Origin of the sequence: Pseudomonas salomonii (assembly GCF_900107155.1) — a bacterium.
In the GTDB taxonomy this organism is placed as follows: Bacteria; Pseudomonadota; Gammaproteobacteria; order Pseudomonadales; family Pseudomonadaceae; genus Aquipseudomonas; species Aquipseudomonas salomonii.
In genome coordinates this window covers 60,376-79,157 of the sequence record NZ_FNOX01000009.1, presented here as the reverse complement: position 1 = coordinate 79,157, position 18,782 = coordinate 60,376, and the positions used below count along the sequence as shown (strand labels likewise).

Here is an 18,782-nt window from a genome sequence, read left to right as displayed (position 1 = left end):
TTAACAGAATAGGTCTTGGCCTGGCCAAACCCTACAGGTGCGGGTGACGGAATGCCGCACCGAATGGGACGCTTCCTACAGCATGTTAGACTTTGGGCCTGCTTCCTACGGCGCTACCTGCCTGCAATGCTGCGTCCTACTAAAAAAACTAGAGACAACTGTTTATGACTGCTGCCCCTTCCCTGCTGCAACGACTGATGCGCGTCAGCCTGGTCACCCAAATTGTCATCGGCCTGCTGGCCGGTATCCTGCTCGCCCTGTTATTGCCCGAGGCGGCGCGTGCCACCGGGTTTATCGGCAAGGTGTTTGTCACCGCGCTGAAAGCCGTTGCACCGATTCTGGTGTTTGTATTGGTCATGGCGTCGATCGCCAACCATAAACATGGCCAGGAAACCCATATCAAGCCAATCCTGTTCCTGTACCTGCTCGGCACCTTTGCCGCTGCCGTCGTCGCGGTGGTCGCCAGTATGCTGTTCCCGTCGTCTTTGGTGCTGGCCACCCATGACGCCACCGTCAGCGCCCCCGGCGGCATCGGCGAGGTGCTGCAAGGCCTGCTGCTGAGCGTGGTGGATAACCCGGTAAGCGCGCTGATGAATGCCAACTTCATCGGTATTCTGGCCTGGGCCATCGGCATGGGCATCGCGATTCGCCATGCTGGTGTTACCACTCGCACGGTGCTGGACGACCTGTCCAACGGCGTCACCCTGATCGTGCGCGTGGTCATCCGCTTTGCGCCGCTGGGCATCTTCGGCCTGGTGGCCTCGACCCTGGCCACCTCCGGTTTCGGCGCCCTGCTCGGTTATGCCCACCTGCTGGTGGTGCTGATCGGCTGCATGCTGTTCGTCGCGCTGGTGATCAACCCGGCCATCGTGTTCTGGAAACTGCGCCGCAACCCTTATCCGCTGGTGCTGATGTGCTTGCGCGAAAGCGGCATCACCGCGTTCTTCACGCGCAGTTCGGCGGCGAATATCCCGGTGAACCTGGCGCTGAGCAAACGCCTGGGCCTGCATGAAGATACTTATTCGGTGTCGATCCCGCTGGGCGCCACCATCAATATGGCCGGCGCGGCGATTACCATCACGGTGTTGACCCTGGCCGCCGTGCACACGCTCGGTATTGCCGTGGACATGCCAACCGCCGTGCTGCTCAGCGTGGTCGCGGCGGTATGCGCCTGCGGCGCGTCGGGTGTGGCCGGTGGCTCGTTGCTGCTGATTCCCCTGGCGTGCAGCCTGTTCGGCATTCGCAGCGAGATCGCCATGCAGGTGGTGGCCGTGGGCTTCATCATAGGTGTGCTGCAGGATTCGGCGGAAACCGCGCTCAACTCGTCCACCGATGTGCTGTTCACGGCAGCCGCTTGCCTGGGCAAGGAAGAGCAAACGGCTTAACCATAAGGCGTAAAAAAGCCCGGGGCGTTCGACAAGAACGACCCCGGGCTTTTTTGTATCTGGAGGCTTAGAAAGCGCCCATGTAATCGCGCTTGCCCACTTCCACACCGTTATGGCGCAGCAAAGCGTAAGCAGTGGTGACGTGGAAGAAGAACTGCGGCAGGCCGTAGGTCAGCAGGTAGGACTGGCCGCTGAAGCGCTTCTCTTTCGGCGTGCCTGGGCGGGTGATGATTTCGATGCCTTCCTTGCCGTCGATTTGCTCAGGCTTGATGGTGTCGACAAATGCCAGCACCTTGGCGATCAGCGCTTGCAGGTCGGCGAAGGTCACTTCGCTGTCTTCGTACTTCGGCACGTCGATTTCGGCCAGACGCGCGGAAACACCCTTGGCGAAGTCGACGGCGATCTGCACCTGGCGCACCAGCTGGAACATGTCCGGGAACAGACGCGCTTGCAGCAAGGCGTTGGGTTCGATGTTCTTGGCGGTGGCGTGGGCTTCGGCTTTGTTCAGTACATCGCTCAGGGCGTTGAGCATTTGCTTGAAGACCGGGATAGAAGCGGCGTACAGGGAAATAGTCATGACAGTCTCACGGTAATGGCAGGGTTTGAACCAGCGGCGATTATAGCCATGCCTGCGGCTTGTCTTTTATTTTTTCAGGATTAGGCTAGTGAGCTTCACTGCATAGGGAAAGCGCGATGACCGCCGAGCACGACACCGACACTGCTGAGCCGCGCCTGAACAGCACGGAAATCCGCATCCTGGGCTGCCTGATCGAAAAACAGGCGACCAACCCGGAAACCTATCCGCTCACGCTTAATGCGCTGGTGCTGGCCTGCAACCAGAAGACCAGCCGGGAACCGGTGACCAACTTGAGCCAGGGCCAGGTCGGCCAGAGCCTGCGGGTGCTCGAAGGCCAGGGCTTTACCCGCCTGGTGATGGGCAGCCGCGCCGACCGCTGGGAGCACCGGGTGGACAAGGCGCTGGAGCTGGTGCCGGCCCAGGTGATCCTGATAGGGCTGCTGTTTTTGCGTGGGCCGCAGACCGTCAACGAACTGCTGACCCGTAGCGGCCGCATGCATGATTTTGAAGACGCCGAACAGGTCGTGCACCAGCTCGAACGCCTGATTGCACGCGGGCTGGCGGTGCTGGTGCCGCGCCAGGCCGGGCAACGGGAAGACCGTTATACCCATGCGTTGGGGGATCCGGCGGATATTGAGGCGATTATCGCGGCACGCGGGAGCCCGGTGGAGCGCTCGGCCGGTGGGGTTTCGGTGGAGCGTATTGAGGAGCTTGAAGCCAGGATTGCAGCGCTGGAAGAACGCCTGGCCCAGCTGGAACAAGCTTAACCCGATTAAAAATGTGGGAGCGGGCTTGCTCGCGAAGGCGGTGGATCAGTCGATATATCCAGTGACTGACACTGCGCCTTCGCGAGCAAGCCCGCTCCCACATTTGGACCTGCGCAGCGCTTTAGGTTCGGGCAAAGGCCACCGCCGCCTCAAACTGCTCTTGCGTAGGCCGCACACCGGTGTACAGCACAAACTGCTCCAACGCCTGGATCGCGATCACTTCCAACCCGGTAATCACCCGTTTGCCCTGGGCACGTCCACGCAGGATCAACGGTGTTTCCGCGGGGATCGCCACCACATCGAACACAGTTTCAGCAGCGTCCACAGCGTCGGCGTCAAAGGCCAACTGGTCCGCCTCTGCCCCGCCGGTCATGCCGATCGGCGTCACGTTGACCAGCATCTGCGGGCGCAACTCGCCCAGTTCTGCTCGCCACTCATACCCCAGGCTTTGCGCCAACGCCCGGCCCGCCGCTTCATTGCGCGCCACAATCACGCCGTTGGCGTAGCCGCCATCGCGCAGGGCACTGGCCACCGCCTTGCCCATACCGCCGCTGCCACGCAGGGCAAAGGTCGAGTCTTTGGGTACCGCATGTTTTTTCAGCAGTTGTTCCACCGCAATGTAGTCGGTGTTGTAGGCCTTGAGATGGCCGTCGGTGTTGACGATGGTGTTGAGCGAGGTGATGGCCTTGACCGAAGCGTCCAGCTCATCCACCAGGGCGATGCTGGCTTCCTTGAACGGCATGGACACCCCGCAACCACGGATGCCCAGCGCCCGAATACCGCCGATCGCACCGGGCAAATCCTGGCTGCTGAAGGCTTTATAGTAGAAATTCAGCCCCAGTTGTTCGTACAGATGGTTGTGAAATCGCAAGCCAAAATTCCCGGGACGCGCCGACAATGACATGCACAGCTGGGTGTCCTTGTTGGGGTGCATCTGCATGGAAAACTCCTTTGAGTAAGCAAATCGGTACAGACCTTACACAACCTTTACCTAGCGGCGGTGCTGTTTTTCAGAAATACGTTGTCTTAAAAGTATCCCCGCGACAATCCTTGAGTCTATTGATTGCAGACCACAAGCGCAGGGGCTAACCGAGGAATGACCATGATTCGTAAAATCCCCAAAATCGCCTTGCTTATCGGCGCACTCGCTATGGCAGGCCAAGCCTCCGCCCACGGTGGTGGTTGGGGTGGCCCGGCCATATTGGGTGGTTTGATCGGCGCAGCCGTTGTCGGCTCCGTAGTTGCCAGCCAATCCCAGCCGGTCTACGTGCAGCAACCGGTGTATGTGCAACCGCAACCGGTGTATGCCGCGCCGCCGCCGGTCTACTACGCACCGCCACCGCCGGTATATGTGCAACAGCGGGTTTACTACCGCCCGGCACCGGTGTATTACGGCCCACCGCGCGGCTACTACGGCCCTCCCCACGGTTATTATGGCCGCGGCTGGTAATACGCAGTCAGGTTGGGAATGAACAGGCCTCGCCCACACGCGGGGTCTTTTTTTGCTTGGGTTTTGCCTGTGTTTTGCCTGAAAAGCCCGGTTTTATCATGCCAAGGTCGCTATGAGGACAATGCCCGATGCGCAATCCCACATCATGACTGTCAAATGTCCACTTGCAAGACCTGAGCTTGCGCTGTCATGTTTACGTCACCCAACGGTCTCACTATCGAGCGGTCCACCCAATAACAATTAAGGACGACTGAACATGCCCACGCAAAACCCGCACCGCACCGCTGGCCTGTGCACGTCCAGCAAGGTCTACAGCGCACTCACCGAACTCAAGCACCTTGAGGGCCACCGCAGCGCAAAATTTCTCGCGCTGCTGGCAGAAAACCTGGTGCGCAAAGGCCTGCTCAGCGAACAGGAAGTGGTGAACATGCTCGATCAAGTGGTCGATTGACGCCTGGCGTTAATGTTGACTATCGAGATGGGTGATTTTTCCTACGCGCCATCAGCCCGTAAGGTGACCCCCATAGCCTTTGGAGGTCCCTATGCCCACTGTTCAAATCATGTCCGTTGTCGGCAGTGCCGTCCCCGCCCCGCTCCGGGAGCTTGGGTTATTGGCCTGCTGGTATGTGGTACGCGATGGTGAAACCATCAGCGGCCCGCTCACCTCACTGTCCGCTGCGCAACAACAGCAACAGCAGGTGTCGAACTTCAGGCTTCACGCCTGAAATCTATGGCAATGGCAGCTTGACCCGCGGTTTGCTTTCGACAAAAAGCGCCCAGCTGGACATAAACAGCGCCGCCACCAGCGGCCCGATCACAAAGCCATTCAAGCCAAACACCGACAGGCCGCCCAAGGTCGAGATCAGGATCAGGTAATCCGGCATCTTGGTGTCCTTGCCCACCAGGATCGGGCGCAATACATTGTCCACCAGCCCGATCACGAACACGCCGAACAAGCCCAGTACCACGCCCTGCCAGATCGAGCCACTCAACAGGAAGTAGGCGGCCACCGGCCCCCACACAATCCCTGCGCCGACCGCCGGCAACAACGACAGAAACGCCATCAATACCGCCCAGAGCAACGCGCTGGGAATGTCCAGGAACCAGAAGATCAAACCGCCCAGCGCGCCCTGGGTCACGGCGACCAGCACGTTGCCCTTGACCGTGGCGCGCACCACCCGATTGAACTTGAGTTGCAACCGGCGCTTTTGCGGCTCGGCCAACGGCACCGCCGTACGTACCTTGCGCACCAGTTCCGGGCCGTCACGCAGCAGGAAAAACAACAGGTACAGCATGATGAAAAAGCTCACCAGGAAATCAAACGTGCCCTGGCCGAAGCTGAACGCCTGGGTGGCAAAGAACTGGCTGCCCTGCATCGCGCTCTTGACGATCTTTTCCCGCAGGCCCTCCAGGTTGCCCATGCCGAAGCGGTCGAGCAGGTGCTGGAAGTACGGCGGCAGGAAGTTCTTGAACTGTTCGATATAGCCCGCCACGTCCAACTTACCGCTTTCGATATTTTTGTAGAGGGTGGCGCCCTCTTGCACCAGCAGCACGCTGGTGATGATCACCGGCAGAATCGCAATCACCAGGCACACCGTCAGAGTCGCCAGCGATGTCAGGTTGCGGTTCCAGCTGAAGCGTTGCTGCAGGCGCCGCTGCATCGGGGCGAAGATGATGCCAAGGATGACCGCCCAGAACACCGCGCCGTAGAACGGCAGCAATATCCAGATAAAGGCGATGGTCACCAGGACCAGCAATAACAGCAGGGTTTTGAATTGAAGGTTGGTTTGGTTCATGTCCGGTCCATGTCAGAAAAGCAGAGGGCCTTCAGCGGCCCTGTTGCTTAGTCCGCGGCAAAACCTGGGAGTGCCCTTCAAGCATAGACCGCCTCATTGAATCGCCTTGGCCTCGTTCAACAGTGCCTGAATCGCCCGCGTATTCGGGCGTGTGCACGCCAATCATCCCCAAGCCGCTCGTAGCGGGTGGCGCAGGTATTGAAGTAGAACAGCCCACCCCCATACACGGCGATACAAAAACCGGCAAAAGCCCGACCTGGATCAATAAATACTCAGGCCAGCTCCTTTACCCTCGCGACCTTTTGCGACCTGAGCCCATGCCCCCCGTGATTGCCCCCGAACTGCTCGCCCCCGCCGGCACCCTGAAAAACATGCGTTATGCCTTCGCCTACGGCGCCGATGCGGTCTACGCCGGCCAGCCGCGCTACAGCCTGCGGGTGCGCAATAACGAGTTCGACCACGCCAACCTCGCGCTCGGCATCCAGGAGGCGCATGCACTGGGCAAGCGTTTCTACGTGGTGATCAACATTGCCCCGCACAATGCCAAGCTCAAGACCTTCCTCAAGGATTTGGCCCCGGTGATCGCCATGGGCCCGGACGCGTTGATCATGTCCGACCCGGGCTTGATCATGCTGGTACGCCGTCACTTCCCGTGCATGCCGATTCACTTGTCGGTGCAGGCCAATACAGTGAATTGGGCCAGCGTCGCGTTCTGGCAGCAGCAAGGTATCGGCCGGGTGATTCTGTCGCGAGAGTTATCACTGGAAGAAATCGGCGAAATCCGCCAACAGGTGCCCGCCATGGAGCTGGAAGTGTTTGTGCATGGCGCCCTGTGCATGGCCTATTCCGGGCGCTGCTTGTTGTCCGGCTATATGAACAAGCGCGATGCCAACCAAGGCACCTGCACCAACGCGTGCCGCTGGAAATACTCGGCCACGCCGGCGGTGGAGAACGCCACGGGCGATATCGTCCAGCACTGTGAACCGACCTTGGGGATCGGTGCGCCGACCGACCAGGTGTTTTTGCTGCAAGAAGCCAACCGCCCGGATGAGCAGATGCCCGCCTTCGAAGACGAACACGGCACTTACATCATGAACGCCAAGGACCTGCGCGCCGTGCAGCACGTGGAGCGCCTGACGCACATGGGCGTGCATTCGCTGAAGATCGAGGGCCGCACCAAGTCCCACTTCTACTGCGCGCGCACCACCCAGGTGTATCGCCAGGCCATTGACGATGCGGTGGCGGGCCGAGCGTTTGACCGCAACCTGATGACCAATCTTGAGTCCCTGGCCCAACGTGGCTACACCGAAGGTTTCCTGCGTCGCCATGTACACGACGAATATCAGAACTACCGGAACGGCAGTTCGGTGTCGGAGCGCCAGCAGTTTGTCGGCGAAATGACCGGCGAGCGCCGGGGCGAACTGGCCGAGGTCAAGGTGAAGAATCGCTTTGCCGTGGGCAATCATTTGGAATTGATGACACCGGCCGGCAACTTTCACTTTGACCTCGCCAACCTGCACAACGCCAAGGGCGAGGCCATAGACGTGGCGCCGGGGGATGGGCACACGGTGTATGTGCCACTGCCGAGCGACATGGACCTGCGCTTCGGCCTGCTGATGCGTGACGTCTAACGCAGGGGCGGTGACAGGCCTGTTCGTAGTAGCGCCAGGCACACATACGCTGAAGCCGGGGTTGATCAGATCCTGAACTGCCCCACCAATTGCCCCAGGCGCTGGCCCAGGTCCGCCAGGCTTCGCGAGGTTTGCGCGCCCAACTGGGTTTCATCGGCCACGCTGTCCACCGCCACGGCAATCTGATGCACGCTGCGGTTGATCTCTTCGGCCACGGCGGTCTGCTCTTCGGCGGCGCTGGCGATTTGCGCGTTCATCGAGTTGATGGTGCCAATCAACTGCGCCATGGTGTCCAGCGACGCGCCGGCCTGGTTGGCCTGGGCAGAAGTGCCGTCACCGGCATCGCTGGAGCGGCGCATGGCATCCACAGCGGCAACCGTGCCTTTTTGCAGGCGGTCGATCATGCCCTGGATTTCCTGAGTGCTGGTTTGCGTGCGGCTGGCCAGCGCGCGGACTTCGTCGGCGACCACGGCAAAACCACGCCCGGCCTCCCCGGCCCGTGCGGCTTCGATGGCGGCGTTGAGGGCCAGCAGGTTGGTCTGCTCGGCAATCGAACGGATCACGCCAAGCACGCTGACAATCGACGACACATCCTGCTGCAAGCTGTCGAGGGACACGCCGCTGCTGCGAATGTCATTCACCAGTGCATGGATCTGCGCGATGCTGCCGTCCACCACCCGCTTGGCGGCCTGGCCTTCGGCGTCGGTCTGTTGCGCGGCGACGGCGGCGCCTTGTGCACTGCGTGCCACTTCGTGGGCTGCCGAGGACATTTGGTTGATGGCGGTCGCCACCTGATCGGTCTCGTGACGCTGGCGCTCCATGGCGGTTTCCGAGCGCTGGGCCTGCTCGGACACCTGGCTGACCAGCCCGGTAAGTTGCGCGGTCATTTCGGTAATCTGACGCACCAGGCCGTGGATCTTGTCGACGAAGCGGTTGAACGCGCCGGCCAATTCCCCCAGCTCGTCCTGGCTGGTGATGGCCAGGCGGCGGGTCAAGTCGCCCTCGCCCGCGGCGATATCGTCGAGGTTGGCTTTCATCAGGTTCAGTGGGCGCAAGATGGTATTGGCCACCAGCATGCCGACCGCTGCAATCACCAACAGCACCACCACCGCCACGCCGAGGATGCTCAGCAGCACGCCTTCCATGCGTTTTTCGACCTTGGCCTCGACCACCGCCACCTGGGCTTCGATGCCATCGAGGTTCACCGACGTACCAATCACCATGTCCCACTTGGGCAGGTACTCGGTGTAGCCAAGCTTGGGCACCAGCTCGGTCTGGCCAGGTTGCGTGGAGCTGTATTGCAGGTAGTGGGTGCCGTCCTTGCCGACCTTGACCAGGTCGCGGTTGACGTAGACACCGTTGGGGTCGCGGTTGTCCTTGAAACTCTTGCCCACGCCGTCGGGGCTGTTGCCCTTGAACAGGCGGATGGTCTCGGAGTCGTAGCCGAAGAAGTAGCCGTCCTTGCCGTAAGCCGTGTTGGACAACAGCTTGACCACCTGCGCCCGCGCCGCCGTATCGCCGGGGGCGGCCGCGTCGTAGAGCGGCTTGATGGTGGTCATCGCCACTTCCACATAACCTTGCAGCGTGGCCTTGGCGTCGTTGAGCAGGCGCTGGCGGGTTTCATCCACCTCATTGCGCGCCTGGCCCTGCAGGATCCACACCGTGGTCAGGCTGATAACCACGGCAAACAACAACACCGGCACAACGGCCAGGGACAGGACTTTGGCCTTCAAACTCAGACGCATGGCTTTTCTCTCTTATTCGTGGCGACTTGAGAGGTTAACGGCCAGTGGCGAAATATCTGTAGGACACCTTGGCTGAGTGGCGACTGGACTGTTGTGGCAAGCAGGCTTGCCCTGCGCTGGGCTGCGTAGCAGCCCCCTTTTCAGGCGCCGTAACACGCCAGGTAGATCGAGGTGCCTGGATTCAGGACCGCTTCGCGCTCCAACGCAGGGCAAGCCTGCTCGCCACAATTGAACCTGTTCCAGATACTAGAGGGTCATTGCGGCAATCCAGCCAAACGCCAGCAACGGAATGTTGTAATGCAGGAAGGTCGGCACCACCGTGTCCCAGATATGGTGATGCTGGCCGTCGATATTCAGGCCGGAAGTCGGGCCAAGCGTGGAATCCGACGCAGGCGAACCCGCGTCACCCAACGCCCCCGCCGTCCCCACGATGCACACAATCGCCAACGGACTGAAGCCCAACTGCACACACAACGGCACAAAAATCGCCGCCAGAATCGGCACCGTAGAAAATGACGAACCAATGCCCATGGTCACCAACAGCCCCACCAGCAACATCAGCAACGCACCCACCCCACGGCTATGCCCGATGAATGCCGCCGAGGCTTCCACCAGAGAACGCACGTCACCGGTAGCCTTGAGCACCTCGGCAAACCCCGAAGAGGCGATCATGATGAAGCCGATCATCGCCATCATCTTCATGCCCTCGGTGAACAGGTCGTCGGTCTCGCGCCAGCGCACAATGCCCGAGACCGAGAAGATCAGAAACCCAGCCAGCGCGCCGATGATCATCGAGTCCAGCCACAGCTGAATGATAAACGCCGAGGCAATTGCCAGGCCGGCCACCAGCAGGGTCAGCGGGTTGTACTGCACCGCCACTTGCTCGACGCGCTCGATTTTTTCCAGGTCATACACGCGCTTTTTGCGGTAGCTGATAAACACCGCCACCAGCAGACCGACCACCATGCCCAGCGCCGGCAAACCCATCGCGTGAGTAACGTTGACCTGGCTGATGTCCACGCCGCTCTTGGCCACGTTGGCCAGCAGGATCTGATTAAGGAAGATATTGCCGAAGCCCACCGGCAGGAACATATACGGCGTGATCAAGCCGAAGGTCATTACGCAGGCGATCAGGCGACGATCCAGTTGCAGCTTGGTCAGCACGTAAAGCAGTGGCGGCACCAGCAGCGGAATAAACGCGATATGGATCGGCAGAATATTCTGCGAAGCAATCGCCACCCCCCACAACAGGCCGATCAGCAGCCATTTGACATGGCTGCCGCCGGTGGCTTCCTGGCGATCGACCAGCAGCAGCGCCTTGTCCGCCAGCGCGTGAGCCAGGCCGGACTTGGCAATCGCCACCGCGAACGCGCCGAGCAAGGCGTAGGACAACGCCACGGTCGCGCCGCCGCCCAAGCCACCGTTAAAGGCCTTGAGCGTGGCCTCGATGCCCAACCCGCCGGTCAAGCCACCGACCAGGGCGCCGACGATGATGGCGATGACCACATGCACGCGGGACAAACTGAGCACCAGCATGGTGCCGACCGCGGCGATGACTGCGTTAATCATGGTTACCTCAAGCAAAAAACATAAAAACAGACAGGCCCGCGACCGGGCGGCCATCGGGTGGCGTCCGCGTGCGGGCTTTAAGAGGTCTTATTAGAGGGCGCGCACTTTGCAGCAGGCGGGCCATCATGTCAAAAAACGACGCCGTTTCAGGCTTTAAATTGAACGTTTGAATAAAGAAATATCCGGAACAGCCGATAAACGGGTCTCTCTGTGTTTTCAGGTAAGGATGTCCCGATGTCGCTTAGACAGCTCTCCATTCAATGGAAAATCACCCTGCTCGCGGGCTTGTGCCTGCTGGGGATCGTGACCCTGCTGGTGGGTTTGTCGCTGTTTCGCATGGAGCAGAGTTCACAGCAGGTCAAAGCGTCCAGCATGCAGATGCTCGACGCGTCCGCCCAGGCGCGTATCGAGGCCCAAGGTGAAGTGCAGGCGTTGGGCATTCGCCAGCAATTTATGGACGCCTATCAGTACGGCCATGGTTTTTCGCGCCAGGTGTTATTTTTGCGTGAACAGGCGGAAAAACGCTTCCTCGACGCCTTCGATACCCGCGAAGACCTGACCCGCCAGGTCAAGGCCGCCTTGCAGGCCAACCCCGATCTGCTGGGCCTGTCGCTGGTGTTTGAAGCCAATGCGCTGGACGGCAAGGACGAGTTGTTCGCCAATCAGGCAGAACTGGGCAGCAACGACAAAGGCCGCTTCGCCCTCTACTGGTCGCAGCCAACGCCGGGCAAACTCACCTCCATGTCGCTGCCCGAAAGCGACATGGCCGACGTCAGCGTCGGCCCCAGCGGCGAAAAAGCCAACGCCTGGTTCACCTGCCCACGCGCCACCCTGAAACCCTGCGTAATCGAACCCTACTTTTATGTGATCGACGGGCAAAAGGTGCTGATGACCAGCATCGTCTTCCCGCTGATGGTCAACGGCAAAGTCATCGCCTCGCTGTCGGTGGACATCAACCTCAACAGCTTGCAGGCCGTGAGCCAACAGGCCAGTCAGAAGCTGTACGACGGCCAGACCCAGGTCAGCATCCTCAGCCCCACCGGTTTGCTCGCCGGCTACAGCCCGGACGCCGGCAAACTCAGCCAGCGTCTGGATCAGGTCGACAGCGCCAGCGGCGCGCAATTGATCAGCGTGTTGGCCAGTAATCCGCAGACCAGCAGCCTGCGTACCGGTCACCAACTCAAGGTGCTGGCACCATTCGCGCCGATTCCCGGCGGCAAGCCGTGGGGCGTGTTGCTGGATGTGCCGGAGAAAGTCCTGGTCGGCCCCGCCGAAACACTCAAGGCCCAGTTGGACGCGGACAACGCCCGTGGCACGCTGCTGGAGTTGAGCCTGGGCCTGCTGGCGGCCGTGGTTGGCTTAGTGCTTGTGTGGTTGATGGCCCGCAGCGTGACCCGGCCGATCCTTGGCGTGGCGCGCATGCTTGAAGACATTGCCAGCGGTGAAGGCGACCTCACCCGCCGCCTGGCCTATGACAAACAGGATGAACTGGGCGAGTTGGCCGGCTGGTTCAACCGCTTCCTCGACAAGCTGCAACCGATCATTGCCCAAGTCAAACGCTCGGTGCAGGACGCCCGTGGCACTGCCGACCAGTCCGCCGCGATCGCCACGCAAACCAGCGCCGGCATGGAGCAGCAGTACCGCCAGGTCGATCAAGTGGCCACCGCTTCCCACGAAATGAGCGCTACCGCCCAGGACGTCGCCCGCAGCGCTGCCCAGGCGGCACACGCTGCTCGCGATGCCGACCAGGCCACCCGCGACGGCTTGAGTGTGATCGACCGCACCACCACCAACATCGGCAACCTGGCGGCGGACATGAGCACCGCCATGGCCCAGGTCGAAGGCTTGGCGGCCAATAGCGAGAAGATCGGCTCGGTGCTGGAAGTGATTCGTGGCATCGCCGAGCAAACCAACCTGCTGGCACTCAACGCCGCCATCGAGGCCGCCCGCGCCGGTGAGGCTGGCCGTGGCTTTGCGGTGGTCGCCGACGAAGTACGCAACCTGGCGCAGCGCACCCAGGAGTCGGTAGAAGAAACCCGCCGGGTGATCGAGCATCTGCAAAGCGGCACCACCGACGTGGTCGGCTCCATGGGCAACAGCTATCGCCAGGCCGAGGGCAGTGTCGAGCAGGTTGGCCAGGCGGTCACCGCCCTGCGCCAGATTGGCGAGGCGGTCACGGTGATCAGCGACATGAACCTGCAGATCGCCAGCGCCGCCGAACAGCAAAGCGCCGTGGCCGAAGAGATCAACAGCAATGTGGCGACGATTCGGGATGTGACTGAATCGCTGTCGGAGCAGGCCAATGAGTCGGCACGGGTGAGCCAGGCATTGAACAGCCTGGCGAATCAGCAGCAGGGGTTGATGGATCAGTTTCGGGTGTAATGATCGTTCCCACGCTCCGCGTGGGCACGATCTCAACGTTTGGGTAATTCGATCAGCACCTTGAGCCCGCCCAGTTCGCTGTCCTGCAACTGCAACGTCCCCCCCCACACCTCGACGATGTCCCGCACGATCCCCAGCCCCAGGCCATGGCCGTCAATCTGCTCATCCAGGCGCGCACCGCGGCTGAGCACTTGCTCACGCTGGGCCTGCGGAATGCCGGGGCCGTCGTCTTCGACGCCCAGCAGAAAGCTGCGCGGGGTTTCGCTGAGCGTCAAACGCACGTCGGCGTCCGCCCATTTGCAGGCGTTATCCAGCAGGTTGCCGAGCAGCTCCAGCAGGTCTTCGCGGTCCCAGGGCAATTGCAGGCCGGGGTCGACGTGGTAGCTCAAATCCAGGTGTTCACCGTGGATCATGCTCAATGTGGCCAGCAGGCCGGGCAATTCTTTTTCACAGTCGAACAGCGCGCCGGGCAGGGTTTCGCCGGCCAGGCGGGCCCGATTGAGTTCGCGGTTGAGACGTTGCTGCACTTGATCGAGCTGCTCGCGCAGCAGTTTGCCGAGTTCGGGGTGATCCTTGAGCGCTTCGCTGGAGGCCGCACTCAATAGCACCGCCAACGGAGTTTTCAGCGCATGGCCAAGGTTGCCCAAGGCATTGCGTGAGCGCTTGAGGCTGTCTTCGGTATGGGCCAGCAGATGGTTGATCTGCGCCACCAGCGGCTCCAGTTCCAACGGCACTTGGGTATCGAGTTGCGAGCGCCGGCCCTGTTGCAGTTGGGCAATCTGGTTGCGTGCCGTCTCCAGTGGGCGCAAGGCGCGGCGCACGGTGACCCGTTGCAGGATCAGCACCAGCAACAGCGCCGCCAAACCGATGATCAAGCCGATCTGGCGCATCAAGCGAAAGCTTTCGCGCACGGGCGTGTAGTCCTGGGCCACGCTGATGGAAATCAACTGCCCGAAACGCTTGTAGTCCGAACGCAACACCAGCAGTTGCTGGCGTTCCGGGCCCAGTTGCAGGTTGCCCTTGAGCCCCGGCTCGGTCAGGCGCGGCAGTTCCTGGTCCCACAACGAGCGGGAGCGCCAGTGAACGTCGGCAAAATCAATGCGGAAATAATGCCCGGAAAACGGCCGTTGGTAGGCCGGTGACAGACGCTGCTCATCCAACTGAACACCCTCGGGCCCACGCACCAGTGCCGCCAGCAGGTTCTCGCTGTCGTTGCGCAGCCCGGCTTCCAGGTAGCGCTGCAAACCGGCCTCGAACAACCACAAGCTGGTTTGCGCCAGCACCACGCCGACCACCACCATGACGCTGATCAACCCCAGGCTCAGGCGCCGCTGAATCGACCTCATGCCGGGGCGGCGCCAAACCGGTAACCCTGGCCACGCCGGGTTTCGATCACACTGCGCCCCAGTTTGCGGCGCAGGTGGTTGACGTGCACTTCCAGCACATTGGAGTCGCGCTCGGTCTCGCCGTCATACAAATGCTCGGCCAAGTGGCTTTTAGACAGGATCTGTTGCGGGTGCAACATGAAGTAGCGCAGCAGGCGGAATTCAGCGGCGGTCAGTTGGATCTCGTCGCCATCGCGCAACACACACTGACGCCCTTCATCCAGGTGCAGGCCGGCGGATTGCAGCGTCGGCTGGTTGGCCTGGCCGTGGGAACGGCGCAACAGCGCCTGGATGCGCAGGTAGAGTTCTTCGGGGTGAAAGGGTTTGCTCAGGTAATCGTCGGCGCCGGCCTTGAGCCCTTCGATACGTTCAGCCCAGGAATCGCGTGCGGTCAGCACCAGCACGGGGGTGGCCAAGGCCGCCGCGCGCCATTGCGCCAGCACCTCCAGACCCGGCAGGCCCGGCAAGCCAAGGTCGAGGATGATCAGGTCGTAGGGTTCGCTGCGACCTTGATACGCGGCATCGCGGCCGTCGGCCAGCCAGTCGACTGCGTAGCCCTGGCGCTGCAGGCCGGCCAGCAATTCGTCAGCCAGGGGTACGTTGTCTTCTACCAGGAGCAGGCGCATCAGTCGTCTTCCTTATCTTTGAGCAGCTTACCGGTACTGGCGTCCAGCTCGATCTCGCGCACCACGCCTTCGACGGTCAACAGTTCGATTTCGTAGATATAGCGCACCGGCCTATCCTTGTGTTCCTCAAGTTCGGCGTCCAGCAGCCTGGCGCCCGGGTAGCGCTCCAGCGCCGGCCCCAGCAACTCTTCCAGCGGCGCGATGACGCCCTCCTGACGCAGGCGCAGGGCTTCATCCTGCCCAAGGTCATGGGCCGACAGGCTTGCGCTGCTTAGAAGCATTACCAGCGCCGCTAGCCTGCCCGCGCGTAGATTTACCTTCATTACGTATCCTGATGTTCCTTGAGGGCGGCCCGATGAGGGACATGGGCCACCACGGTACCCGTGACAACTTAACTGAAACTGAATTGCCACCATGGCAATTTTCAATCGGTAACCTTACCCACCGCTGCAGGATTTCTCTTATATTGCCTGTTCGCTGCAACCGAGACCTGTATGACTGCTATCCACATCAAGTTTCCCGCGCTGACCCTCAAGGCCGGCAAACGCGCTTTCACACGCATTCGCGAGCAAGGCCTTGCGCCGGCGGATGTCGGCATCCTACCCGGTGCGGCCGGTGGCCCCAAGGCGTTGGGCATTCAAGGCCTGGACCTGGCGCTGTTCGGCGATTGGTTGCCACGCGCGCCGCGTGAGCGCGCACTGATCGGCGCGTCCATCGGCTCCTGGCGATTTGCCAGTGCGTGCCTGCCCGACCCGGTGCAAGGCTTGCTGGACCTCGGCCGCCTGTATAACGAACAACGCTTCGCCAAGGGCGTGACCATGGCCGAAGTCAGCCGCAGCTGCCAACGCATGCTCGACGACCTGCTGACCGGCCGCGATGCGCGGGTGCTGGACAACCCCGACTATCGCCTGAATATCATGGTGGTCAAGAGCCACGGCCTGCTCGCCGATGACCACCGTGGGCGACTGGGGCTGGGCCTGTCGTCGGTGATTGCCGACAACCTGCGTGGCCGTGCGCGGCTGTCGCGGCATTTTGAGCGGTTGATCATCCACGACCCGCGCCAGGCGCCTCCGGTGCATGCGCTGACGGACTTCCCCTCGCGCTTCCTCGACCTGCAGTTGGGCAACCTGCGCCAGGCGCTGCTGGCCTCCGGTTCCATCCCCATGGTGATGCAAGGCGTGCGCGACCTGCCCGGCGCAGGCACGGGCACTTACCGCGACGGTGGCCTGCTGGACTATCACCTCGACCTGCCCTATCACGGCGACGACATTGTGCTGTACCCGCACTTCACCGACCGGGTGATCCCCGGCTGGTTCGACAAGGGCTTGCCATGGCGGCGCAGTAACCCACAAGGCTTGCAGGATGTGCTGCTACTGGCGCCCTCCAGGGACTACCTGGCCCGCCTGCCCCATGGAAAATTGCCGGACCGCAGCGACTTCAAGCGCTTTATGGGCGATGACTTGAGCCGCAACAAATACTGGCAAACCGCGATGAGTGAAAGCCGGCGGCTGGGGGATGAGTTTCTGCAACTAGCCGATAACGGCGAACTGGCCGAGCGACTGCAAGCTCTCTGACCCAGCGGTATGCGCGGCAAGGGGTCAAGCTGTTAAACTTTCCGCCTGCCAGATACCTGACCGAGCTTAAAATACTGTGGAAATCTTCAAAGAGTTTACCTTCGAGTCCGCCCACCGCCTGCCCCATGTACCGGAAGGCCACAAATGCGGGCGTCTGCACGGGCATTCGTTCAAGGTGGCGATCCACCTGAGCGGCGACCTGGATCCCCATACCGGCTGGATCCGCGATTTCTCGGAAATCAAGGCGATTTTCAAGCCGCTGTACGAGCGCCTCGACCATAACTACCTCAATGACATCCCGGGCCTGGAGAATCCGACCAGCGAAGTGCTGGCCAAGTGGATCTGGACTGAGCTCAAACCCCTGTTGCCGGAACTCAGCGCGATTCGCATCCATGAGACCTGCACCAGCGGTTGCATCTATCGCGGCGAGTAAGCGGTTGAGTGTTTAAAACCACCTGCGGGTGGTTTTTTTATGCCTGGCCGGCGCCAATGTAAAGCATGCTTGACACGACAAACCTGAACACCTAGTGTAAAGCACACTTTACTCATGGAGAGAGTCATGTCGCCTAAACGCTTCCTCGTAGAATTTATAGCCATTGTGTTGCTGTACGTTGCCTGCGTGGTAATTTCCAGCTCATTTGTACGCTCCATGCCTGACGGCGCCGCGAAAATCGCCTTGGCATTGCTGCCGGTTATTCCGATGATCGCGATGGCAGTGTCGATCAACCGTCGGCTGAACAGCATGGATGAGTTGGGCCGCAAGATTCAGTTGGAAGCACTTGCCGTGGCATTTGTGTGCACTGCCCTCACCACCTTCAGCTACGGTTTCCTGGAAACCGCAGGCCTGCCGCGCCTGTCGGCCTTTATGGTATGGCCGATCATGGGCGGGGTCTGGTGTGTGGCCACGATCATTGGCACAAGGCGCTATCAATGAATAATCAGCTGCGCCCGTTGCGCGCCGAACTGGGTTGGTCCCAGGCCGAGCTGGCGCAGCGCCTGGGCGTATCGCGCCAGACCATCAACGCCATCGAGACCGGCCGCTACGACCCGAGTTTGCCGCTGGCGTTCAAGATCGCCAAGGTGTTCGAACGGCCCATCGAGGCGATCTTCGAAGCGCCTGTGGATTGAGCCTTTACGACAGGAGCACAATGAGGTGATGACCGAGGACCTCGCGCTGTACAGTCGCCGTGGCTATCTGCACACCCATCGCGCCGAGGAACACGGCCTGCGCCGCCTCTATATGATCAAACATCTATAGGAATATCCCATGGAAAACCTCTGGCTGGCCCAGGCCAAACGCTTGCAGGCGCTGGCGTCCACGGGGCTGCATTTTTGCACCGACGACTTTGAGCGTGAGCGCCTCGAGGAAATTGCCGAGATTGCCCACAGCATGCTTGCGCAACTGGCGGATGTGCCGCTTGCGCGCATCACCGAGCTGGTGCCGGATTTTGCCAAGCGTTATTCAACCCCGATGATTGACGTACGCGGCGCGGTGATCGAAGGCGACCGGATTCTGCTGGTGCGCGAATTGACCGACGGCTGCTGGGCGCTGCCCGGTGGTTACGCCGATATCGGCCTGTCAGCGGCGGAAAACATCGTCAAGGAGATCCGCGAGGAAGCCGGGCTGAGCGTCACGGCGCGCGCGCTGTACAGCGTCACGCACAAGGCCAAGGGCTTGTATCGCCCGGATGTGCGGGACTTCTACAAGCTGTACTTTCTGTGCGAGCGGGTCGACCAACTGGCGCCGGCGGCCGGGTTTGAAACCACTGAAGTGGGCTTTTTCACCCTCGACGACCTGCCCCCGCTGTCCCGTGGGCGCACCATCGAAAGCGATCTTGAAGCGGCGTTTGCGTTTCATCGTGGCGAGACCACCCAGACGCTGTTCGACTGATCCA

At 61.2% G+C, this 18,782-nt stretch carries 20 protein-coding genes and 1 pseudogene; 12 read left to right on the top strand and 9 right to left on the bottom strand.

Going from position 1 to position 18,782, the window contains the following annotated elements:
- The first annotated feature begins 164 nt into the window (after positions 1-164).
- On the top strand, positions 165-1,385 hold the full coding sequence (gene sstT, locus BLV67_RS20500) for a serine/threonine transporter SstT (RefSeq protein ID WP_074854511.1): 1,221 nt from the start codon (positions 165-167) through the stop codon (positions 1,383-1,385).
- Positions 1,386-1,452: 67 nt separating this feature from the next.
- On the opposite strand, the gene BLV67_RS20495 is transcribed toward sstT, so the two are convergent.
- On the bottom strand, positions 1,453-1,962 hold the full coding sequence (locus BLV67_RS20495) for a DUF1993 domain-containing protein (protein WP_065912359.1): 510 nt from the start codon (positions 1,960-1,962) through the stop codon (positions 1,453-1,455).
- A gap of 116 nt (positions 1,963-2,078) precedes the next feature.
- On the opposite strand from BLV67_RS20495, the gene BLV67_RS20490 reads away from it, so the two are divergent.
- Positions 2,079-2,729, top strand: coding sequence for a YceH family protein (locus BLV67_RS20490; RefSeq protein WP_065912357.1), 651 nt, complete (start codon positions 2,079-2,081; stop codon positions 2,727-2,729).
- A 121-nt stretch (positions 2,730-2,850) separates the two neighbouring features.
- On the opposite strand, the gene BLV67_RS20485 is transcribed toward BLV67_RS20490, so the two are convergent.
- Positions 2,851-3,669 (bottom strand): shikimate 5-dehydrogenase, encoded by an 819-nt coding sequence (locus tag BLV67_RS20485; protein WP_065912355.1) that lies wholly within the window; start codon positions 3,667-3,669, stop codon positions 2,851-2,853.
- A gap of 156 nt (positions 3,670-3,825) precedes the next feature.
- On the opposite strand from BLV67_RS20485, the gene BLV67_RS20480 reads away from it, so the two are divergent.
- The 3 genes from BLV67_RS20480 to BLV67_RS20470 all read left to right on the top strand — a co-directional run bounded on the left by BLV67_RS20480 (position 3,826) and on the right by BLV67_RS20470 (position 4,904).
- Positions 3,826-4,179, top strand: coding sequence for a hypothetical protein (locus tag BLV67_RS20480; RefSeq protein ID WP_017135284.1), 354 nt, complete (start codon positions 3,826-3,828; stop codon positions 4,177-4,179).
- Positions 4,180-4,435: 256 nt separating this feature from the next.
- Positions 4,436-4,630 carry a hypothetical protein gene (locus BLV67_RS20475; RefSeq protein WP_010211349.1) on the top strand — a complete coding sequence of 65 codons (195 nt, stop codon included), beginning with the start codon at positions 4,436-4,438 and terminating at the stop codon, positions 4,628-4,630.
- Positions 4,631-4,721: 91 nt separating this feature from the next.
- Positions 4,722-4,904: a hypothetical protein gene (locus BLV67_RS20470; RefSeq protein WP_017135285.1), complete on the top strand. Its 183-nt coding sequence runs from the start codon at positions 4,722-4,724 to the stop codon at positions 4,902-4,904.
- 3 nt (positions 4,905-4,907) lie between these two features.
- Here the strand turns inward: BLV67_RS20470 and BLV67_RS20465 are convergent, their stop codons facing one another.
- A complete protein-coding gene (locus BLV67_RS20465) occupies positions 4,908-5,975 on the bottom strand; it encodes an AI-2E family transporter (RefSeq protein WP_065912354.1) in 1,068 nt (355 codons plus the stop codon).
- Between the two features lie 317 nt (positions 5,976-6,292).
- Between BLV67_RS20465 and trhP the strand changes: the two genes are divergently transcribed.
- Positions 6,293-7,606, top strand: a complete 1,314-nt coding sequence (trhP, locus tag BLV67_RS20460) for a prephenate-dependent tRNA uridine(34) hydroxylase TrhP (protein ID WP_069786966.1) — start codon at positions 6,293-6,295, stop codon at positions 7,604-7,606.
- 65 nt (positions 7,607-7,671) lie between these two features.
- Here trhP and BLV67_RS33705 read toward each other — a convergent pair whose 3' ends face one another.
- The 3 genes and pseudogenes from BLV67_RS33705 to BLV67_RS20450 all read right to left on the bottom strand — a co-directional run bounded on the left by BLV67_RS33705 (position 7,672) and on the right by BLV67_RS20450 (position 10,917).
- A complete protein-coding gene (locus BLV67_RS33705; RefSeq protein WP_371318509.1) occupies positions 7,672-8,427 on the bottom strand; it encodes a methyl-accepting chemotaxis protein in 756 nt (251 codons plus the stop codon).
- A gap of 102 nt (positions 8,428-8,529) precedes the next feature.
- A pseudogene (locus BLV67_RS33700) lies at positions 8,530-9,351 on the bottom strand (cache domain-containing protein); the annotation flags it as partial.
- A 246-nt stretch (positions 9,352-9,597) separates the two neighbouring features.
- Positions 9,598-10,917, bottom strand: coding sequence for a Na+/H+ antiporter family protein (locus tag BLV67_RS20450; RefSeq protein WP_163005458.1), 1,320 nt, complete (start codon positions 10,915-10,917; stop codon positions 9,598-9,600).
- 237 nt (positions 10,918-11,154) lie between these two features.
- Between BLV67_RS20450 and BLV67_RS20445 the strand changes: the two genes are divergently transcribed.
- The gene (locus BLV67_RS20445) at positions 11,155-13,302 is read left to right on the top strand and encodes a methyl-accepting chemotaxis protein (protein WP_069786965.1); all 2,148 of its coding nucleotides are present in this window, start codon (positions 11,155-11,157) and stop codon (positions 13,300-13,302) included.
- A 32-nt stretch (positions 13,303-13,334) separates the two neighbouring features.
- On the opposite strand, the gene BLV67_RS20440 is transcribed toward BLV67_RS20445, so the two are convergent.
- From BLV67_RS20440 to BLV67_RS20430, 3 genes are read right to left on the bottom strand one after another with little or no spacing between them, the layout of a single operon-like run.
- Positions 13,335-14,648 (bottom strand): sensor histidine kinase, encoded by a 1,314-nt coding sequence (locus tag BLV67_RS20440; RefSeq protein ID WP_065912346.1) that lies wholly within the window; start codon positions 14,646-14,648, stop codon positions 13,335-13,337.
- Entirely contained in the window at positions 14,645-15,313 is a 669-nt protein-coding gene (locus BLV67_RS20435; protein WP_065912344.1) for a response regulator transcription factor, read from the bottom strand. The genes BLV67_RS20440 and BLV67_RS20435 overlap by 4 nt, the downstream gene beginning before the upstream one ends.
- The gene (locus tag BLV67_RS20430; protein WP_069786964.1) at positions 15,313-15,636 is read right to left on the bottom strand and encodes a PepSY domain-containing protein; all 324 of its coding nucleotides are present in this window, start codon (positions 15,634-15,636) and stop codon (positions 15,313-15,315) included. Before BLV67_RS20430 ends, BLV67_RS20435 begins: the two co-directional genes overlap by 1 nt.
- Positions 15,637-15,807: 171 nt before the next feature.
- Here BLV67_RS20430 and BLV67_RS20425 point away from each other — a divergent pair, with 171 nt between their 5' ends.
- The 5 genes from BLV67_RS20425 (at position 15,808) to BLV67_RS20400 (ending at position 18,778) form a co-directional block, all read left to right on the top strand.
- Positions 15,808-16,887, top strand: coding sequence for a patatin-like phospholipase domain-containing protein (locus BLV67_RS20425; protein WP_069786963.1), 1,080 nt, complete (start codon positions 15,808-15,810; stop codon positions 16,885-16,887).
- Positions 16,888-16,963: 76 nt separating this feature from the next.
- Positions 16,964-17,320 (top strand): 6-carboxytetrahydropterin synthase QueD, encoded by a 357-nt coding sequence (gene queD / locus BLV67_RS20420; protein WP_003237990.1) that lies wholly within the window; start codon positions 16,964-16,966, stop codon positions 17,318-17,320.
- Between the two features lie 126 nt (positions 17,321-17,446).
- A complete protein-coding gene (locus BLV67_RS20415) occupies positions 17,447-17,821 on the top strand; it encodes a hypothetical protein (protein ID WP_069786962.1) in 375 nt (124 codons plus the stop codon).
- Positions 17,818-18,015, top strand: coding sequence for a helix-turn-helix transcriptional regulator (locus tag BLV67_RS20410; RefSeq protein ID WP_056858770.1), 198 nt, complete (start codon positions 17,818-17,820; stop codon positions 18,013-18,015). The genes BLV67_RS20415 and BLV67_RS20410 overlap by 4 nt, the downstream gene beginning before the upstream one ends.
- 139 nt (positions 18,016-18,154) lie before the next feature.
- Positions 18,155-18,778 (top strand): NUDIX hydrolase, encoded by a 624-nt coding sequence (locus BLV67_RS20400; protein ID WP_069786961.1) that lies wholly within the window; start codon positions 18,155-18,157, stop codon positions 18,776-18,778.
- Positions 18,779-18,782: the final 4 nt, after the last annotated feature.